Here is a 17801-nt window from a genome sequence, read left to right as displayed (position 1 = left end):
GCGGCCGCACCGTGTGCGGGCATATCGGCGCCTTCGCCCATTGGCATGGCGTGGACGACTTCGTCGAGGCCATCGCCAGCCGTCTTCACGACGTGCCGGAGCTGGCCCTGGTCTTCGTCGGCGACGGCAAGACGCTCCCCGCGGTGCGCGCCCTGGTCGCCGAGCGGGGCCTGAGCGACCGTGTGCTCCTGCCCGGCCGGGTGCCCCACGAGGACGTCGCCAGCTGGATCGCCTGCATGGACTATGCCGTGTTGCCGAATTCCAATCACTACGGCTCTCCCATGAAACTGTTCGAGTTCATGGGCATGGGCGTTCCCATGGTCGCACCGGATTACGCGCCGGTCGCCGAAGTGATCGCCGATGGCCGCACGGGATGGTTGTTCCCGCACGGCGACGCCGCCGCCTGCGTCGAGCGCGTGCTCAAGCTGGCCCGGCTGACCGATGAACGCAGGCGCGTGGGTCATGCCGCGCGTGACTACATCGCCAGCGAGCGGCAGTGGCGCAACAACGCCGAGCAGTTGCTCACCCTGGTGCCAGCCGGAGTCGCCGCGTGATCGTCCTCGCCCTGATCGTCTTTCTCCTGCTCGCTTTCGCCGCCGCGGTGACGGTGGCGATCCGCGCGCGCAACATGCAGTACTGGCTGTGGGGCTACCTCACCCGGCAAAAGCGGCCGGAGGTATTGGGCCCCGTGCACGTCATGTTCTGCTTTGTCGACCACTTCGAGCCGAACTGGGGCCGGGTAGACATGGACACGCAGCGCCGTCGCGTCGATCGCTGGTGCACCGACTACCGCGCCCTGGCCTCGCGTCACCGCGACGCCGACGGCCGCGTGCCGCAGCACAGCTTTTTCTATCCCGAAGAAGAATACGTGGAGGAGCACCTCGACAAGATCGAGTCGCTCTGTGCCGATGGCTACGGCGAGATCGAGATCCACCTCCACCACGACAACGACACGCCGGAAAACTTCGTCGCCACGATCGATCGTTTCAACCGGCTGCTGCACGACAAGCACAACGCGTTGCCGCGCGACCCGGTGACTGGCCAGCTGCGTTTCGCCTTTATCCACGGCAACTGGTGCCTGGATAACTCACGCGCGGATGGCCGCTGGTGCGGTATCAACAACGAATTGATCCTGTTGCGCGAGCTTGGTTGCTACGCCGACTTCACTCTGCCTTCGGCGCCTAGCGATACGCAGACGCGAATGTCGAATGCCATCTACTACGCCACCGACGACCCGCATAAGTGCAAGTCGCACGATACCGGCGTACGCATGCGTGTCGGCGGCGAGCCGTCGGGCGACCTGCTGATCGTCCAGGGCGTGCTCGGCCTGAACTGGAAGAGCCGCCGCTTCGGCATCATCCCGCGCATCGAGAACTCCGATATCCGCCGTGGCTCACCRCCCACGCCGTCTCGCGTGGACCAATGGGTGCGTACGGGTATCCATGTCGAAGGCCGGCCGGAGTGGACCTTCATCAAGATCCACACCCACGGCACGCAAGAGGGCGACATGGACACCCTCCTCGGCCAGCCTGTCGACGCCATGCACGATTACCTGGAGTCGACGTACAACGACGGCTGCGACTACGTCCTGCACTACGTCACCGCCCGAGAGATGTACAACATCGCCAAGGCCGCCGAAGCCGGCATGACCGGCGACCCCGGCCGCTACCGCGACTTCGAGCTCCCCAAACCCGGCAAAGCGGCTATCGCACCTGTAGGAGCCGATTCATCGGCGATCCTGCGGCAGCGGGAAAACGCCGTCGCAAACCCACTGCCGCAGTAACTCCGCACGACCACGCGACCACCCTAATTTGGTCTCTGCACGTCGCGAATGTGGCCGCAGGCCGAGCCCGTGCACTCCTTCGGACAGTACTGATTCGCGCAAGCCCTCAGACGAGGATCTTGCGGGCCAGGCTGGCGCTTGCCCGTGCACCATTCGTAATCCTCGGTATTTTCCTTGAAGCCGTCGCAATACTCCGAAAAATTAGGGTTCCTCGTATAGGAAACGCCGTCATGGATAATGGTTGCGATGGGGGAACCTGGCGAATTCGCATGTACAAAGACAGTCGGCTTGCTCGCACTACCTCCCCCAAGCAACAAATCAACACGTTCATCTAGATCCCTGAACTTTGCCAAAGATGAGTAAGTGTGAAACTTAAAATCAAGATCCACATCTTCCGACATAGGCACGTCCCCATCGATACCGTCGCGAAAATTCTCATACGCGCATCCGGACAGCTTATCGAAGGTCTTAGACGCGACATAAACTCGCTCGGTACCTTCTTCGAAAAATTCCCCATGCACCTTACGATCGTCAGCAGGTGTGGATGCGTCTTTCTCCCAATTCACTTTTTTCAGGCACTCAGGCGTGCTGTCCACGCTCGTAGATATATCGGCGACGGACGAAAGCGAAAAGAATACGCACAAAAAAAACAATACAACCTGGCTTCCGTGCTTCTTCATAACAGCTCCTTTTCAAATCTCGTGCAATGGACCCCCCTTGCCAAAGCATAAGTTCATTCATGCACCAAGCGATGATTTCTCGCAGAGCAAAGAATGATTTCAATTTTGAGCCCCTATCCTAATTTAGGGGAATGGTTTCCGATTTAGCCCATAGAAGTTAAACGACTTCGAACTCCCCAAATCCTGCTGTTGTAGGAGCCGATTCATCGGCGATGGGGGTTACGACACGGTTTGGATCGCCGATGAATCGGCTCCCACCGAGCGAGAGCCACACGTTACGGCTGGCCAAACCGAAGCCGCGTATCCGCGACACTAAAATCGCAATACTCATTCTCGCAGCCGATCAGCTTCGGATCGTGCGTCGCAGGCCCACGCGCGCCCGTACACAACGCATAACGAACCGCATCCGTCTTGAGCTCGTCACACGCTCCGGGATACTGAGGCGACCTTACGTAGATAAGCCCCCGGTGGACGATCCTTCCTGCCGGTCCGCCAGACGCGACACCCACTTGCACCAGGCAGCCCGCGAGCTCGTCGAATGCCTCCGCGGAGATAAAAATCTCATCCGGATCGTCCTGGGCGCCAAACGCCGTCGCCTTCCAGTCCACCTTTCTGAGGCAGCCGGATGCCTTATCCCTGGTCTCATGGGCCACGCTCGCCGCGGACCAGACTGCCAGAAGAACGCACGCCATCCATAGCAGTGACCTGCTTCCCTTGCCGTTCATCGCCACTCCCCTTTACCGCCGCAGCCGGGTCAGGCTGCATGGAACGCTTCCTGGCGGAGAATCTTTCACCGCGTCCGTACAGGGTGCGTGAACGGGCGAATTCCTTGCCTTGTCGCTAGCACCCATCGCCGCTGAAGCGGCTCCTACAGAAGAGACATGCGGCTCTTAGGACTGCGCCCGAGATCACGCCGGCGCAGCCACTGAACACTACTGTCGCCGGCAGTGAGAGCGAGCCGCTCCACTGCTCCGGTGGTCCGAAAGCCTCGAACATCACGATCCCCAGTATGGCCACGGACAGAAACGTCACCAGCCAAAGCGCGTACGCCAATAAGTCGGTGAGCGAGCTGTACTTGAGGAACCCGACGAAGCTCAATGCGAAGACGACTGCCCCGACGGCGGGCGCCGATCGGAAGCCATCGTGCCCGACGCAGACCAACAGTGCGCCCCCGTCATACGACGATACACAACGCAACAGCACGGGGACCACGGCGAACATCAGCGCGGTCCAGGGCGCCGGGTAGCGCCTCACCAGGGCAGCCGAGACGGCCGCGATCATCGATTTCTTCCAGATCATGGGCCGGAAGACTAGGGGTCCCCCGCAGCATCGGATATCGGATCATTCTGAAAAATGTGTCCGATTGCACGATGGAATTGTCTAACAGGCAGGCGATCCCCTAGCATCCCGACCATGTCCCGCACCCTTCCCACGCTGCTTCAGCGCCTGCGCCGCCACAAAGGGGGCTGGTTGCTATTGATCGCGGCGCTGATGATCAAGATCGCGGCGGGAACCGTGTGCGTGCTGGACGGCCCCCGTGTGGCATCCAACGTGCCGCCCGGCGATCACACAACGATCGAGAGCGTGGTCGCAGCGGCGACGTCGTCTGCGGACGAGGGTGACACATGCCTGCTCGGTGAAGCTGGCGGCTGCCACTGTGCCTGTGCGCACGCGACGGCGTTGCCGGCGACCCTGCCTGTTCTGGCCGCTGTCATCGGCTTGCCCGCCGTCGTCAGCCATCTACCGGCGGCGCCGAGGCTGCTGTTCAATCGTTCGCCGCTACGGCCTCCTATCGCCTGAAACCCTCGTCTCCGACGCTCGCCCGATAAATCGGGTGCGTCGATCGTTGCTGGTTTTCAGGAGATTTCCCCATGTTCTTGTTGCGTGCAGCGCCCTGGGGCGCCGTGTGCGTGTTCCTTGCCGCCACTGTTTCCGCTTCTCCTTATGCGGAGGACCCAGCGCCAGTCCTCCTCGCGCCTCCCGCGCTGCAATCCGCGGTCCATGACCTGTGGGCCAACAGCCCGCAGGTGCAGCTTGCCGACGCGGCCCTGCGCGCCGCTCAGGCACGTGCTCGCGCCGCCGCCCAACCGCTCTACAACCCCTCGGTGCAACTGGAGGGCGAGAACGCCGACGTCGATCGCCGTACGGTCGGTGCGAGCCTGGCGCTGGACCTCTCCGGCAAACGCCGGGCCCGGACCATCGAGAGCGATGCGGACGTGCGGGCGCGGCAGGCAGCCTACACACTCGCGCGTCGTGATATCGCCGCGGACTGGTTGAAGGCCTGGGCCGGCGCGATGCTGGCGCGGGAACAAACCGAACTGGGTCGCCGACGCCTGGCCCTGATGGGACGTTTCGACGAGCTCGCCGCCCAGCGTCTGAAGGTGGGCGACATCAGCAGTTCCGAACGCGACCTGGCGGCCCTGGCCCTCGGCGAGGCGCAGATCCAACAGGCGTCCCTGGCGGGCCAGGAGGCTGCGTCTGTGGCGGCCCTGGCCACGGTCGGCGGGGACGCAGGGGACGCGCTGCCCGGACTGCCTCCGGCCCTGCCGCCGAGCGCCGGGCTAGTCGTTCCTGTGGCGCTGACCGACCGCCCGGAGTGGCTTCAGGCACAAGCGGATCAGGACCGTGCCGAGGCCGGCGTCGTGGTCGCCCAGCGCGCGCAGCGGCCCGATCCGACGGTGAGCCTGACCGGCGGGCATGTGCGAAGCGGCACGCGCACCGATCGTGTCGTCGGCGTCAGCCTTTCCATTCCGATTCCGATATTGAACACCGGTCGTGCCGAGATCGCCGCCGCACAAGCTGACGCCGACGCGGCTTTCGCCTCACGACGGGCGACCACGCTGCGCTCGAACGCCGGCCTCACGCAGGCCCAGGCCACCTACACCGCCCTGCGTGGCGCGGCGGAATCGTTCCGGCAAAGCCGCGCCAACGCCTTCGACGAACGCATCCAGACCCTCGAGAAGTTGTGGCAAGCCAGCGAGATCGGCACCTCGGACTACCTCGTGCAACTCAAACAGAGCCTCGATACGGCGCTCTCCGGCCGCGCGCTGGAAAGCCAGACCTGGCAGGCCTGGTTCGATTACCTCGCCGCCTCCGGTCGTCTGACCGAATGGATCGACGGACCCTTCAAGGACACTTCCCGATGACGACGCCACTGCTCCGTTCTACCGTCCTGAGCCTCTCGCTTACCGTGTTGCTCGGCGGTCTGTCCCTTGCCGCATGCGCGGAAGATGCCCGTGCGACGGCCGCCGATGAGCCTGCGGCGAGCAACCCTCTCGTCCTCGATGCCGCCGCGATCAAGACCGCCGGCATCGTCGTCGACACCCTTACCTTCCGCACCGTGTCCGACCAGTTCAAGGCACCCGGCGAGGTCAAAGTCGACGCCTACAACACCGTACTGGTCTCGCCCCGGGTCGCGTCCCAGGTCGTCGCCCGCAAAGCGAGGCTGGGCGACATCGTCACTGCCGGCGCACCGCTCGTCGTGCTGTCCAGCGTCGAGGTGGCCGAGACACAAGGCCAGCTCATCGTAGCCAGCCAGGATTGGCAGCGCGTGGCCGCACTCGGCGCACAGGCGGTCTCGGCGCGTCGCTATAACGAAGCCCTGGTGCAGCGCGACCAGGCCAAGGCAAAGCTCAGGGCATATGGCTTATCCGAGGGGCAGATCGCCCATCTGATCAAGCGAGGCTCGTCCGCAGCGGACGGTAGCTTCGAGTTGCTCGCCCCGCGTGCCGGACGCGTGACGACCGATGCGTTCCTGGTCGGTGAACGGATCGAACCTGGCCGTCCTTTGTTCACCCTGGTCACCGAGTCGTCCGTGTGGGTCGAGGCGCGCCTGTCCCCTGCCGCCGCCGAACAGGTGAAGGAAGGCGATACGGTAACGATCGTCGCGCACGGCAGCGAACTACCCGGCAAGGTCGTGCAGCGATCGCACCAGACGGATGAAAAAACCCGCACCGTCGATGTCCGCATCCAGGTGGCCAACGAGAAGGACGTGCTGCACCCAGGGGAGCTGGTGGAGAGCCGCATCGCCATCACCTCGAACACGCGGCAGCTGGCTGTGCCCGCCGAGGCCGTCGTGCTCTTGCAGAACCAGGCCACGGTCTTCGTCCGCGGCCAGAAGCCCGGCCAGTTTGAACCGGTCCCGGTGGAGGTGGGCGACACACGCGACGGCTGGACCGAAATCAAGCAGGGTCTCGCTGCAGGCGCGCCCTACGTGCGCAAAGGCGCGTTCGCGCTGAAGGCCCGTATCCTGCGTTCGCAGCTTGGAGAAGACTGATGCTCGAGCGTCTGGTCGAACTCTCCCTCAAATACAAAGTGCTGGTCCTGATCATCTTCGCGGTGATTGGCTTGGTCGGTTTTCAGGCCGTTCGCACCTTGCCGATCGATGCCTTCCCGGACGTCACGCCCGTGCAGGTGAACGTCTACACGGAGGCCTCGGGTCTCGCCGCCGAAGATGTCGAGCAGTTGCTGACGACTCCCGTGGAGTCGGCACTTGCCGGCCTGCCGAAGGTCGAAGAGATTCGCTCCGTCAGCCTTTTCGGTCTGTCCTACGTCTCTGTCTACTTCACCGATGACATGGACATCTACTTCGCTCGCCAGCTGGTCAACGAGCGTCTGCAGCAGGTCGGCGATCGCTTGCCGGCGGGCTATGGCAAGCCGGAGATGGGTCCCAATACCTCGGGCCTGGGACAGGTGTTCTGGTATACGGTCGAGCGCGCCGATGAAAAACTGAAGAACGCTCCTTCGGACATGGACCTGCGCACCTTGCAGGACTGGACTGTGCGGCTGATCCTGCGCACGGCACCCGGCGTGGACGATGTCACCTCCTGGGGCGGCCAGGAGAAGCAGTATCAGGTGCAGGTCGACCCGATGCGATTGATCGCACACAACCTTGGTTTCAAGGAAGTGATGCAGGCACTGGAAGCCAACAACGCCCAGGTCGGCGGCAACTTCATCGACGTGGGTCGTGAGCAGTACCTGGTTCGTGGCCTGGGCCTGGTCAGGAATGCCGCCGACATCGGCAATATCGTCCTGAAGACCGACGACGGCACACCCATCTACGTGCGCGACGTCGCCACCATCATCGAGGCGGGCGCCCCGCGTACCGGCGCGGTCACTCGCGATGGCAAGGAAGTCGTGATGGGCCAGGCGCTGGCCCGTATCGGCGAGAACGCCAAGAGCGTGGTCGATGCGGTGAAAGCCAAGCTGGACACGGTCAAGCAGTCGCTACCCGCCGGCACCACCATCAAACCCGTCTACGAGCGCACCGACCTGGTCAATGCGGCGGTCGGCACCGCGGTGCGGGCGCTGGTCGAGGGTTCGATCCTCGTCGCTATCGTCCTGTTCCTGTTCCTGGGCGAATTGCGCAGCGCCCTGATCGTCGTGGTGACCTTGCCACTGGCGATGCTGATCGCATTCATAGGCATGGAGAAGGCCGGGCTCTCAGCCAATCTCATGTCGCTGGCGGGCCTGGCGATCGGTATCGGCATGATGGTCGATGGCTCGGTGGTGATGGTCGAGAACGCCTTCCGCATCATGGCTGAGCGCAAAGCGCATGGCGGGCACGTCGACAGGACCGCGGCCGTGCTCGAGGCGGCCCGTGAAGTGGCAAGCCCGATCGCGTTCGCGATCGGCATCATCATCGTCGTCTTCCTGCCGTTGTTCAGCCTGCAGGGCCTGGAAGGCAAGATGTTCAAGCCGATGGCCTTCAATATCACCTTCGCCATGGCCGGCTCGTTGATTCTCGCCCTGACGCTGATCCCCGTGCTCGCGGCACTCATGCTCAAGCCGAAGGCGGAAAAGGACACCCGGTTGGTCGCGTATCTGAAACGCGGCTACGCCCGTGTACTGATCTGGTCGCTGAGCCACCGCAAGGCGGTGATCGGCATGGCCGTGGCAGCGCTGGTCGGCAGCCTGGCACTCTTTCCGTTTCTTGGTAAGGAGTTCATGCCCAACCTCCGGGAGGGGGCGATCATGTGGCGAATCACCTCGATTCCCTCCGCCTCACTCGAGGAATCGATCGATATCTCCAACCAGGTCGCGCAACGAATCAAGGCGACGTTCCCCGAAGTCGAAACGACCCTTTCCATGATCGGCCGCGCGGAGAAAGGCGAGACCGCCGACGTGAATTACATGGAGGTCTACACCCCGCTCAAGCCGAAGGACCAGTGGCGCGCAGGACAAACGCTGGAAAGCATCGAGGAAGCGATGCAGACCGAACTCACGGCTATCCTTCCGACCGCCGTGGTCAGCTATACGCAGCCGATTCAGATGCGCATCGAAGAGCTCATTTCCGGCGTGCGCGCGACCCTGGCATTGAAGCTCTACGGCAATGACCTGGCCGAACTGGATCGGCTGAGCGCGAGAATCAAGGACACCCTGGCCACCGTGCCCGGCGTCGCGGATCTGGGCCTGGAAGCGAACATCGGCAAACCGCAGATCCGCATCGAAATCGACCGTGATGCCCTGGCTCGATACGGCCTCAACGCGGACGACATCCTCACGGTGGTCCGTAACGGTATCGGTGGCGAACCCGTGGGTACCTTGCTCGACRGCGTCAAACGCTTCGATATCGCTGTTCGTCTGAACGACGCGAACAAAGCCTCATTGTCCGCCATCGAACGGATACCGGTCCGTACGCCTTCGGGCGCACTGGTTCAGCTGTCGCAGGTCGCCAGGGTCAGCACGGCCGAAGGCTACTCGTTCATCCGCCGCGAACAGCTGCAGCGGTACGCGGTGATCCAGATGGACGTGCGCGGCCGCGATATCGATGGCTTCGTCCAGGAGGCCAACGCCAAGTTGGCGCAGGCCGTGAAGCTGCCGACCGGCTATTACACCGAATGGGGCGGCGCCTTCGAGAACCAGCAGCGTGCGTTAAAGCGCCTTTCGATCATCGTGCCGGCGACGATCTTCTTCATCTTCGTCCTGCTCTACACCGCCTTCAATTCAGTGCGCTATGCGTTCCTGATCCTGGCCAACGTGCCCTTCGCCGTGATCGGGGGCATCGTCGGATTGTTCGTCACCGGGCAGTACCTCTCGGTGCCCTCTGCCATCGGCTTTATTGCCGTGTTCGGCGTAGCGATGTTGAACGGCATTGTCCTGGTGAGCTTCTTAAACGAGCAGCAGAAGGCGGGGTTGAGCGCGCGCGATGCGGTCATCCGGGGTACGGCACTGCGACTACGCCCCGTATTGATGACCGCCAGCGTGGCGATCCTTGGACTGGTGCCCATGTTGCTCTCGTCCGGCGTCGGGGCAGAAACGCAGCGACCGTTGGCGACAGTCGTCGTGGGCGGGCTGATCACCTCGACGTTACTCACGCTCGTCTTGCTTCCCCTACTCTACGACTGGATGGAGCAGCGCAGGGTCACACGAGCATCCCTTTCCTGACAGGAGCACACCCATGTCTTCCACATTCGATGATACTGAGGCCAACGGCGACGGCGATCTCACCGATCTGCTGGGCGAACTACGCGTCCTGCTACCGGCTTCGCAACTCCTATCGGGCTTCCTGATTGCCGTTCCGTTCGCGCCCGGCTTCGCCAGGCTGGTCGGGCACGAGCAACATATCTTTCTTGCGACCTTCGTCTTCTCGCTGATCAGCCTGGTCATGCTAAGCGGGCCGGCGATCCAGCATCGGCTGATCCGCCCACTGCGCGACCGCGAGCAGTTCAAGGTGATCGCGGGACGACAGATGCTGGCGGGCGCGGTGACGCTGGCTGTCGCCCTGGTGCTGGTCACCCAACTGGTGTTGTCTGCGGTGATGGGCGACACCTTGGGCAACATCGCGGCAGCAGCACTCGGGACGCTGATTGCGCTGATGTGGTGGGGCCTCCCCTGGTGGCTACGCGGTCGCGGGCACGTCTAGCTTGTGCACCCTCTGGATGCAAGGGCACGGACAGCGCGAACCTTCAATGACTTGCGTTCTACCCTGCCCTTTCTTCGTAGCGATCGACCTCGCCATGCACTTGAATCAGAGGCCACAGAAAGTGACGATCAAGCCACATCCCAGCCTGCGCAAAAGGAGAATGCCGTGGCAGACCGTGCTCCCTCATGGATACGTGAATCCTTCGAAAGCTTCGCCCCTGGCCTCATTATGAAAGATGAGATGCCGGGTACCTGGCTATCCATCCGCACCGATACACCTGGCGAGCATCGACTCACCGACCTCTACGCGGCTGTAAAGCCCCTGCCTTCCTATGGCGATGGTACCTACGTTTTGCTGAGTGGTCCGGGCTTCGTTTCCTTCAGACTGAACAAGCCGGTCGCGAGTATCTACTTCGGCATCTGGTCATCGAGTGGGAACGGCGGCGCTGTACACGCCCGGTATTTTGGTGCGAACGGCAAAACTCTCGAGGAAATCGACCACGACGTCGTGCAGACCGGTAGTTACGGCTACTACACCTATTCCGCCGACGTCATCGCCGGCGTGGAGATCTCACGGAACGGGGCCTCGCCCGACCGTGTCTGCATCGACAACTTCGCCACGTTTGACGACGATCAGCTGAAGACACTGAAGGCGCACAAAAGGACAAACCTGACGATCGAAGATCTTTCTCGCTAGCGTCGCGATCGTGGCTGTTTGCCGACGTCGCATTCACGATGCGCCAAGACGAAACGCGAAGCCGAAGTACCGATCCAGTGAGCGTTCCGGATGAAACGGAATGATGCAGGACCGTAGTGGATTCTCCCAGCGGTCCTGCAGTTCGTAGCCGAGCTTTGCGAGGCCACCGAGGAATTCCCGTTCCGCCGTGATCCGGTACGGACAACACGCCGTACCGATGTTCTGCACCGTGAAATACGACTCACGCATATGGATGGGCACGGAATTGAGCAGCAGAAACTTCGGCTTACGGGCCATCGCCGCGAGTGCATCCTCGAGCGAATAGCTCAGGTACTGCAGCGATCCGGCGGCAAACAGTACGTCGGCACCCGAGGCTGCCCCCACCTCATCGGCAAAATGCAGCCTTCGGGAGGGATCGTGCTGGGTCGCCCATTGCGCTCCGGATGCGTTCACTGCGGGCACGTCCATCACCGTCCAGTTCAGGCTCGACGGATAGGCCAGGTACTTCTGATAGGCGTAGTAGGCGATGCCGATATGTCCACCGATATCGAAGACACGATGTGCACCTTCGGCGAACCAACGGCCCAGCCAGTAGATCATCGGATAGTCGTTAATGAAGATCCGGCGGGTCCGCTCACGATACAACTCGGCGGACTCGGTATTGTCGTAGCCACTGACGCTCGACGGCGGGATGCTCGCCTGGGCCTCGTCGAAGGAGGCGAAGACACCCCGGTAGAGATGGTGCGTCAGGGCATGGTGGGCGAAGAATCGCCGGGTGTAACGGGCTTCCTGAAACTGGCGTAGCAACGGCAGCCGTGCCGTCGCCTCCGTACGGGTGGAGTCGACATGGGTGTTCATGGACAACTCGTGCAGCTTCGGCAACGGCAGCATGCGCCGACCCATCCTTGCCGAATATACCTCCCGCGATTTAGGTCGTCCGACCTAGGGATTTCTTTCGAATATCCGAGCGCACGCGGTGCAGCCCCCGGTAAACCCATCGAACCGGGCCGACCATGTGAAAACCCGCGGTCGCGCGAGTGGAACGCACGACGTACAGTGAACCGCAGGATTCGACGCGAGTCGCGAGAAGACGCTTGTACTGGTTGTCACCGTAGCCAAAGCTGACCCGTTCCCCCGGAAAGCGATCGATCAGGGCCCGCACCGCCTGGAACACGGCGACCGATCCTATGCCGACCTTTGCTACCTCGTCGTCGTAGCCGAGGTCGTCGACGAGATACGTGCCGCCAAGACGATAACCGTGCACATAAGCGAGTGGCCTGCCGTCCCGAATCACGACGTGACCGATGAGGTGCCCCGCGTCAGCCAATCGTTGGAACAAGGCAAGGCGTTGGGGTGCCTCCCAGTCGATCGGCAGATCGGCGTGATGCCAGGTTCGCGCGTAGAGTTCGTTCATGAGCCGGCAGTACTCGGCCATCTCATCGCCGCGATTGAAGACGCGCAGCGTGGCGTCGCCACCGAGCTTGCGATAGGCGCGGCCGACTCGCTGGACCTGATCGGCGCGTTTCTTCTTGTCCATCCCCGCAAGCCACGCCTCGGAGGACGGCTGCGGATCGATCGACCAATGAACCTGATCCAGAAGGTTCGCCGCCACCGTACGGAAACCGCCCCCGTGAGACAAGGCAGCTGCCAATCGATTGGGCAGGTCGGCTTCCTGGATGCGCAGCACGCAGACGCTGCTGTCGCCGGCAAGCTGCCGTGACACCAGAAGCTCCACCGTCGCACGTTCTTCGTCGCTGGCGACGACACCGGAGCCCAACAGGCGCAGCGCCGCACCCCGGTAAAGCCTGACCTTGCGCCCGGCCAGATCGAGTCGCGCGGTGTGATCGATCGCCAATAGCGGTGCGTAGCCGGCGACACGACCCTGGCTGTCGCGCACCACGATCACATGAGGCACGGTGCCGTCGTCCCGACTCTCGACCTCGAAAGCGATCCAGTCCGGATGTTGCACGATGCCACTGGCCGCTCCGGGGCGTTCGGCCACAGCGGCGAGTTCATCGCGTATGGCGCGAAGCTCATCGACTGTATGCAGGATGATGCTCAGGTAAGTCATGGACTGGCCTTCACCGCGGATGGCTGGACGAACTGAAGGGCACGCAGGAAGACACGGCCTGGCGGCCCCAGACGGCGGCTGATGCCGGCCATCAACTGCAGGTCGTCATTTGTCCAGTAGCGAACGATGACGCTCATGGGAGCGTAGACGGCGAGAAAGACGGCCGCGCCCGCCAGGAAACCCAGGCGCGAGGGCGTCGCCATGGTGGTGCCCCACGCCGCGGCAGTCGCCACGAGGCCGACCGCGAACAATCGAGCCATGGCGGCGACCGGCAGCGCGCCGCTGGTCGCCTTGCGCAGGTAATGAATGGCCAGCGCCATCTCGACGATACGCGTGGCCGCGTACGTGACGACCGCCCCCGCGAGACCGAACATCGGAATCAGCGCCACACCGAACACGGCATTGGCAGCGACGGCGACCGTTGCGATGCGTATGCGATCGTCCTGGCGATCCACCACGGTCTGGAAGGCGGCGATGCCGTTGCCGATCAGCAGCAGCCCACCCAGGACGAGGGTCGCTTCGATCGCCGGGATCGCGTCTACATAGCGATTGCCATACATCAGCCTGACGATCTCTGGCGTGGTGACCAGGCCGAGGCCTGCAATAGCGATGCCCACGGCCCAATAGAAACGGGTGGCCTCGGAGAGGAAGCGTGCCGCACGCGCTGTGCCGCTCTCGCCGAACGTCTTCGCCATGTAGGGCAGCAGCGTTGAGGTAAGACCCACCGAAAACAGCTGAACGGCGCCACGTGTCAGCGTCCCGGCGATGGCGAAGTAACCGACGGCCACCGAACCCGAAAACGTGTTCAGCAAGAAGACCTCGATGGTGCCCACACGGAAGGAGCCCATCAGCACGAGGACCGCGGTCAGCTTCAGATGTCGATTCACCCGGGCGTTCGTGGCCGGGGGAATCGGTCCGGGTGYGAACGGGCGACAATAGTGGCGGTACGAGAGACGGTTGACGAGATTCAGCAGCAGACAGGCGACGGCGAACAAGGCGACGAAGGTCACCAGGTCCGCGTGTAACACCATGGCACCCAGCACGAAGAGCATGCCGACGACGCCGCCGGCCACCGTGGCGATGGCCTCCGGCTCGAAGCGCTCCTGACCCTTGCCGATGGCCACGAGTACCGCATAGTTGGACTTGGCGACGACCGCGATCACCACCAGGACCATGATCGGTAGCAGCGAGGTGCCCCACTCGGCCGGACTGGCAAGAGCCGCGATGGCGGCGAAGAGTCCGATAACGACCAGCGAACTGACGGTCTGGATGCGCGAGAATCGCGCGGCGAGACTGGACGCGAGCCCCGGGTCGCCCATGCCGTCCGCCTCGGCGATGAACTTCGTCGACGAGGTGGTAAGCGCATGGTTGGAACAAACGATCAGCCAGCCGCAGAGCCAGACCGTAAACGCATAACGACCGAAATCCGCCGGCCCCAATGAACGAGCGATCCAGACGCTCATCAGCAGCCCGAGCGCATACTCGATATACGTCGACACCGTGACGATACCGATACTGCGCAACACGGCAACGCGACGGTTCATGGCGCGCTACCGAGAAGGTTCGACGGATGCGTGAGACCGGAGCCCGGAGGCTGCTTCATCATCCACTGCGCGACGCCGGCACCGCGATTGTTCCAGTTGAATCGGCGCAACGTGTCCGAGATGGACGCGCAGGACTCGCTATACGACGACGAAAGCGCGGCGAAGCGCTTCTTCAACGCCRCCGCCTTCGCGGGATCTTTCTCGAAGTAGTACGCGGCGGCCACCGGCAACCCCAGCTCGACCGTATGACCATCGCTATACCATCCCTCCGACTCCTGGATCTTCATCAGGGCGTCCGTCTTCGCGTGCGACGAGGACCAGTACCAGGCAATCTGCCCTCCGGCGCCGGAGCATTCGTTGCGCCAGTCGTGCGGATGGACGAGTAACGAGGGATCGATCCAGCCGTAGCGCTCGAGATACGCGCCGAAGGCGGTGATCATCGGCGGGATGCGGGCATCGTCCGTCACGAGCCACGCGTGCCACAGGCCGTCCACGATGTTCTCGCTCATCCACGGCGAGGCACCCCGCACATCGTCCGCGCCGCCCGGATCGTTCTCATGCATGTTCCAGCTGTTCCGCCAGGAGCCGTCGACGCCCAGCCCGTCCGGATTGGCACGCTGCTGGTCGCTCAACCAGCCGACGCGTGCTTCGATCCGCTCKCGATAGCTTTTATCGCCAGTGAGTTCAAAAGCCGCCACCGTCTCGATCAGGCCCAGTCCGGCGAGGCGCTCGGTGAAATAGTCATCGGGATGCTTGTAAGGTCCCGGTGCGCCGTTCCAGCCACCGCTGTTCCACAAGTCGGCCATCTTCGCGACCGTGGAAGCGTCGTGCATCGAGTCGTCGCCGGTCAGCGCGACAGCGAACAGGATCGGCTCGATGTAGACGTACTTGACGTCGCAGGGTTTCCCGTCCGGCAGCCAGCCGCCACCGCAGATCGGACTCACAGCCGGCCCGTCACGCTTGATACCCGCCATATACCAGCGATAGCTCTCTTCGGCCGCCTCGAGGTAGTCCGCTCGCCCGGTGCGTACATAGGCCTTGAACAGGGTCGACGGCCGGTCGAACAGCCAGGCGGTGGTGTCCTTGACCGGCATCGCCGCCGCCCATTTGAACTGCGCATCGACATAGCGTGCATAAGGTTCGTCGCGCGTGGCGACAGACTGGGGCCCGGCGATCAGCGACGCGGTGAGCCACTCGGGCGTCAAGGTGCCCAGCGCCGCGGGACGATCCTTGACCATCCCTCGTGAATACGGCCATGCCGGCACGTCGGCGGTACGGGGCTGGCCCAGCGCGAAATAGTACGCCCCTGGCGCCGCCATGAACTCGGCGCGCACGGCGCGAAGGCTGCCATCACGGAAATGCCAGGTGAGCATGCGTGTTACCGAGGCGGGCACTTCCTTGCCATGTGAGTCGAGGATGCGCAGCTGCCCGGTGTCGCGCAGCGCGCCAGGCGGTAACGGAATACCGACGGACACAGGCAGGTTGTCGCCCTGCCCGGCGATACGCTGCACGTTGATGCGTTGCGCTGCGACCACGCCAGCCTCAGCGGAGCGAGCGCCCTGCGATGCCAGGGGCGCCGTGAGCGCGAGCAGGCAGCCGATCACGAACAGCGAATGAGTTTTCATGCCACCGACGCGGTGGGCAGGTTCGCGCCGGCCAGGTGGTACTCCCAGGTCAATGCGGTGCGCACGATGAAGTCGAGGTCGTCATAACGTGGCGTCCAGCCCAGCTCCTGGCGCAGCCGGTCGCTGCAGGCGATGAGCTTGGGGATATCGCCGGGCCGCCGTGGCAACTCGATGATGTTGAGGGCATGACCGCCGACGCGCGCAACGGCATCGACGACTTCGCGCACGCTATAGCCGTGACCGTAGCCGCAGTTGAGCGTCAACGACGCACCACCATCACGCAGGTGATCCAGCGCCCGCAGGTGCGCCGCTGCAAGGTCTTCGACGTGGATATAGTCGCGCACACCGGTGCCGTCGGGGGTGTCGTAATCCGTGCCATAGATGGACACGCTGCGGCGCTTGCCGACCGCATGCTCGCAAGCCACCTTGATCAGCAACGTGGCCTCCGGCGTCGAATGGCCGATCCGCCCCAGTGGATCGCAACCGGCCACGTTGAAATAACGCAGGATGACATGCCGCACCGCCCCCGTCGCCGACCAGTCGCGGAGCATCGTTTCCGACATCAGTTTCGACGTGCCGTACGGATTGATGGGCCGTGTCTGGGTGTTCTCGTCAGCCACACCGGCGTCGGTCGTACCGTATACCGCCGCCGTGGAGGAAAAGATGAACTTGTCCACGCCAGCCTGCGCGCAGCAGGCCAGGAGGTTCCGCGTATTGCAGGTGTTATTGCCGTAATACTTGAGCGGGTCGCTCATCGACTCCGGCACCACGGTATGGGCGGCAAAGTGCAGCACCGCGTCCACCTGGTAGGTCTCGAGTGTCCGCGACACCAGTTCACAGTCGCCAACGTTCCCCTCGACGAAAGCCGCACCGCGGACTGCTTCGCGAAAACCGGTGGAAAGGTTGTCGATCACCACCACGCGATCGCCACGGGCGACCAGTTGCTGCACCGTGTGGCTACCGATATATCCGGCGCCACCGGTGACGAGGACTGTATTCATGGGTGCCTCCCGGCGTTCGCCGGCGGGAAGTTGTGTGAGAGCCAGCCACCGATCCCTTCGAGCAGTCGGGCACGGTCACCGGTGAGGATGTAGGTGTGGTCGGTCTCGGCGGCATAACGCGTGGTGACCGCCGGGTGGCTCATCACCTTGCCGAAGCACTCGCGGAACTGCCGCGCGTGGTTGAAGTAGTTGCTGATGCCACCGGAGTAGACGAGGTAGAGCTTCATCCCGCGCTCGACCATGCCGGTGAAATCCGCGATGACTTCGTCCCGCGGCGCCGGTGCCACGGCAAATACAGGCTGGGCGGCCTTCGGAGTGACCGAAGCGTCCCCGCCCCCGCGGCGCGTGAGCCGGCGCGCCCAACGCGCCGGGTCGACCAGCCGTGGCAGGTAGTGCCTGAGCTTGTAGCCGAGGGTGCGGAACGCATAACCGTCGAGGAACACAGCACCGGATACGCGCGGATCAGTGGCGGCGACCACGTGGGCGTTCTGCGCGCCGGAACACAGGCCGACGAGCACAAAGCGCTCGCAGCCGGCG

16 protein-coding genes and 1 pseudogene are annotated in these 17801 nt (G+C 63.3%); 8 read left to right on the top strand and 9 right to left on the bottom strand.

The window, feature by feature from the left end; all coding sequences use genetic code 11:
- Both AC1DSN_RS07860 and AC1DSN_RS07855 read left to right on the top strand, forming a co-directional pair.
- Positions 1-554, top strand: a 554-nt coding sequence (locus AC1DSN_RS07860) for a glycosyltransferase (protein ID WP_477330205.1), incomplete at its 5' end; no start/stop codon positions are given.
- Positions 551-1783 carry a hypothetical protein gene (locus AC1DSN_RS07855; RefSeq protein ID WP_477330203.1) on the top strand — a complete coding sequence of 411 codons (1233 nt, stop codon included), beginning with the start codon at positions 551-553 and terminating at the stop codon, positions 1781-1783. The genes AC1DSN_RS07860 and AC1DSN_RS07855, both read left to right, overlap by 4 nt.
- 23 nt (positions 1784-1806) lie before the next feature.
- Here AC1DSN_RS07855 and AC1DSN_RS07850 read toward each other — a convergent pair whose 3' ends face one another.
- The 3 genes from AC1DSN_RS07850 to AC1DSN_RS07840 form a co-directional block, all read right to left on the bottom strand.
- Positions 1807-2463: a hypothetical protein gene (locus AC1DSN_RS07850; protein ID WP_477298462.1), complete on the bottom strand. Its 657-nt coding sequence runs from the start codon at positions 2461-2463 to the stop codon at positions 1807-1809.
- 275 nt (positions 2464-2738) lie between these two features.
- Positions 2739-3188, bottom strand: coding sequence for a hypothetical protein (locus AC1DSN_RS07845; RefSeq protein WP_477330201.1), 450 nt, complete (start codon positions 3186-3188; stop codon positions 2739-2741).
- Between the two features lie 115 nt (positions 3189-3303).
- Positions 3304-3744: a hypothetical protein gene (locus AC1DSN_RS07840; RefSeq protein WP_477330199.1), complete on the bottom strand. Its 441-nt coding sequence runs from the start codon at positions 3742-3744 to the stop codon at positions 3304-3306.
- A 132-nt stretch (positions 3745-3876) separates the two neighbouring features.
- Between AC1DSN_RS07840 and AC1DSN_RS07835 the strand changes: the two genes are divergently transcribed.
- The 6 genes from AC1DSN_RS07835 (at position 3877) to AC1DSN_RS07810 (ending at position 11023) form a co-directional block, all read left to right on the top strand.
- Positions 3877-4263: a hypothetical protein gene (locus AC1DSN_RS07835; protein WP_477296226.1), complete on the top strand. Its 387-nt coding sequence runs from the start codon at positions 3877-3879 to the stop codon at positions 4261-4263.
- 71 nt (positions 4264-4334) lie between these two features.
- Positions 4335-5609, top strand: coding sequence for a TolC family protein (locus tag AC1DSN_RS07830; RefSeq protein ID WP_477330197.1), 1275 nt, complete (start codon positions 4335-4337; stop codon positions 5607-5609).
- Positions 5606-6739 (top strand): efflux RND transporter periplasmic adaptor subunit, encoded by a 1134-nt coding sequence (locus AC1DSN_RS07825; RefSeq protein WP_477296228.1) that lies wholly within the window; start codon positions 5606-5608, stop codon positions 6737-6739. Before AC1DSN_RS07830 ends, AC1DSN_RS07825 begins: the two co-directional genes overlap by 4 nt.
- A complete protein-coding gene (locus AC1DSN_RS07820) occupies positions 6739-9849 on the top strand; it encodes an efflux RND transporter permease subunit (protein WP_477330195.1) in 3111 nt (1036 codons plus the stop codon). Before AC1DSN_RS07825 ends, AC1DSN_RS07820 begins: the two co-directional genes overlap by 1 nt.
- 13 nt (positions 9850-9862) lie before the next feature.
- Positions 9863-10327 carry a DUF6328 family protein gene (locus AC1DSN_RS07815; RefSeq protein ID WP_477296230.1) on the top strand — a complete coding sequence of 155 codons (465 nt, stop codon included), beginning with the start codon at positions 9863-9865 and terminating at the stop codon, positions 10325-10327.
- A gap of 165 nt (positions 10328-10492) precedes the next feature.
- Positions 10493-11023, top strand: coding sequence for a hypothetical protein (locus tag AC1DSN_RS07810; protein ID WP_477296231.1), 531 nt, complete (start codon positions 10493-10495; stop codon positions 11021-11023).
- Positions 11024-11056: 33 nt separating this feature from the next.
- On the opposite strand, the gene AC1DSN_RS07805 is transcribed toward AC1DSN_RS07810, so the two are convergent.
- From AC1DSN_RS07805 to AC1DSN_RS07780, 6 genes and pseudogenes are all read right to left on the bottom strand, one after another.
- Positions 11057-11914: a TIGR04325 family methyltransferase gene (locus tag AC1DSN_RS07805; RefSeq protein ID WP_477330193.1), complete on the bottom strand. Its 858-nt coding sequence runs from the start codon at positions 11912-11914 to the stop codon at positions 11057-11059.
- A 37-nt stretch (positions 11915-11951) separates the two neighbouring features.
- Positions 11952-13094, bottom strand: a complete 1143-nt coding sequence (locus AC1DSN_RS07800) for a GNAT family N-acetyltransferase (RefSeq protein ID WP_477330191.1) — start codon at positions 13092-13094, stop codon at positions 11952-11954.
- On the bottom strand, positions 13091-14638 hold the full coding sequence (locus AC1DSN_RS07795; protein WP_477330189.1) for an oligosaccharide flippase family protein: 1548 nt from the start codon (positions 14636-14638) through the stop codon (positions 13091-13093). The genes AC1DSN_RS07800 and AC1DSN_RS07795 overlap by 4 nt, the downstream gene beginning before the upstream one ends.
- Entirely contained in the window at positions 14635-16263 is a 1629-nt protein-coding gene (locus AC1DSN_RS07790; protein ID WP_477330187.1) for a hypothetical protein, read from the bottom strand. Before AC1DSN_RS07790 ends, AC1DSN_RS07795 begins: the two co-directional genes overlap by 4 nt.
- The gene (gene galE, locus AC1DSN_RS07785) at positions 16260-17264 is read right to left on the bottom strand and encodes a UDP-glucose 4-epimerase GalE (protein ID WP_063570469.1); all 1005 of its coding nucleotides are present in this window, start codon (positions 17262-17264) and stop codon (positions 16260-16262) included. Before galE ends, AC1DSN_RS07790 begins: the two co-directional genes overlap by 4 nt.
- A pseudogene (locus tag AC1DSN_RS07780) lies at positions 17261-17801 on the bottom strand (alpha/beta hydrolase); the annotation flags it as partial. The gene galE and the pseudogene AC1DSN_RS07780, both read right to left, overlap by 4 nt.

The sequence above is a fragment of the Luteibacter sp. P4_D7_3 genome (assembly GCF_056401735.1).
Note: the sequence above shows the minus strand (reverse complement) of the source record. Positions and strands in the feature narration are given on the sequence as shown.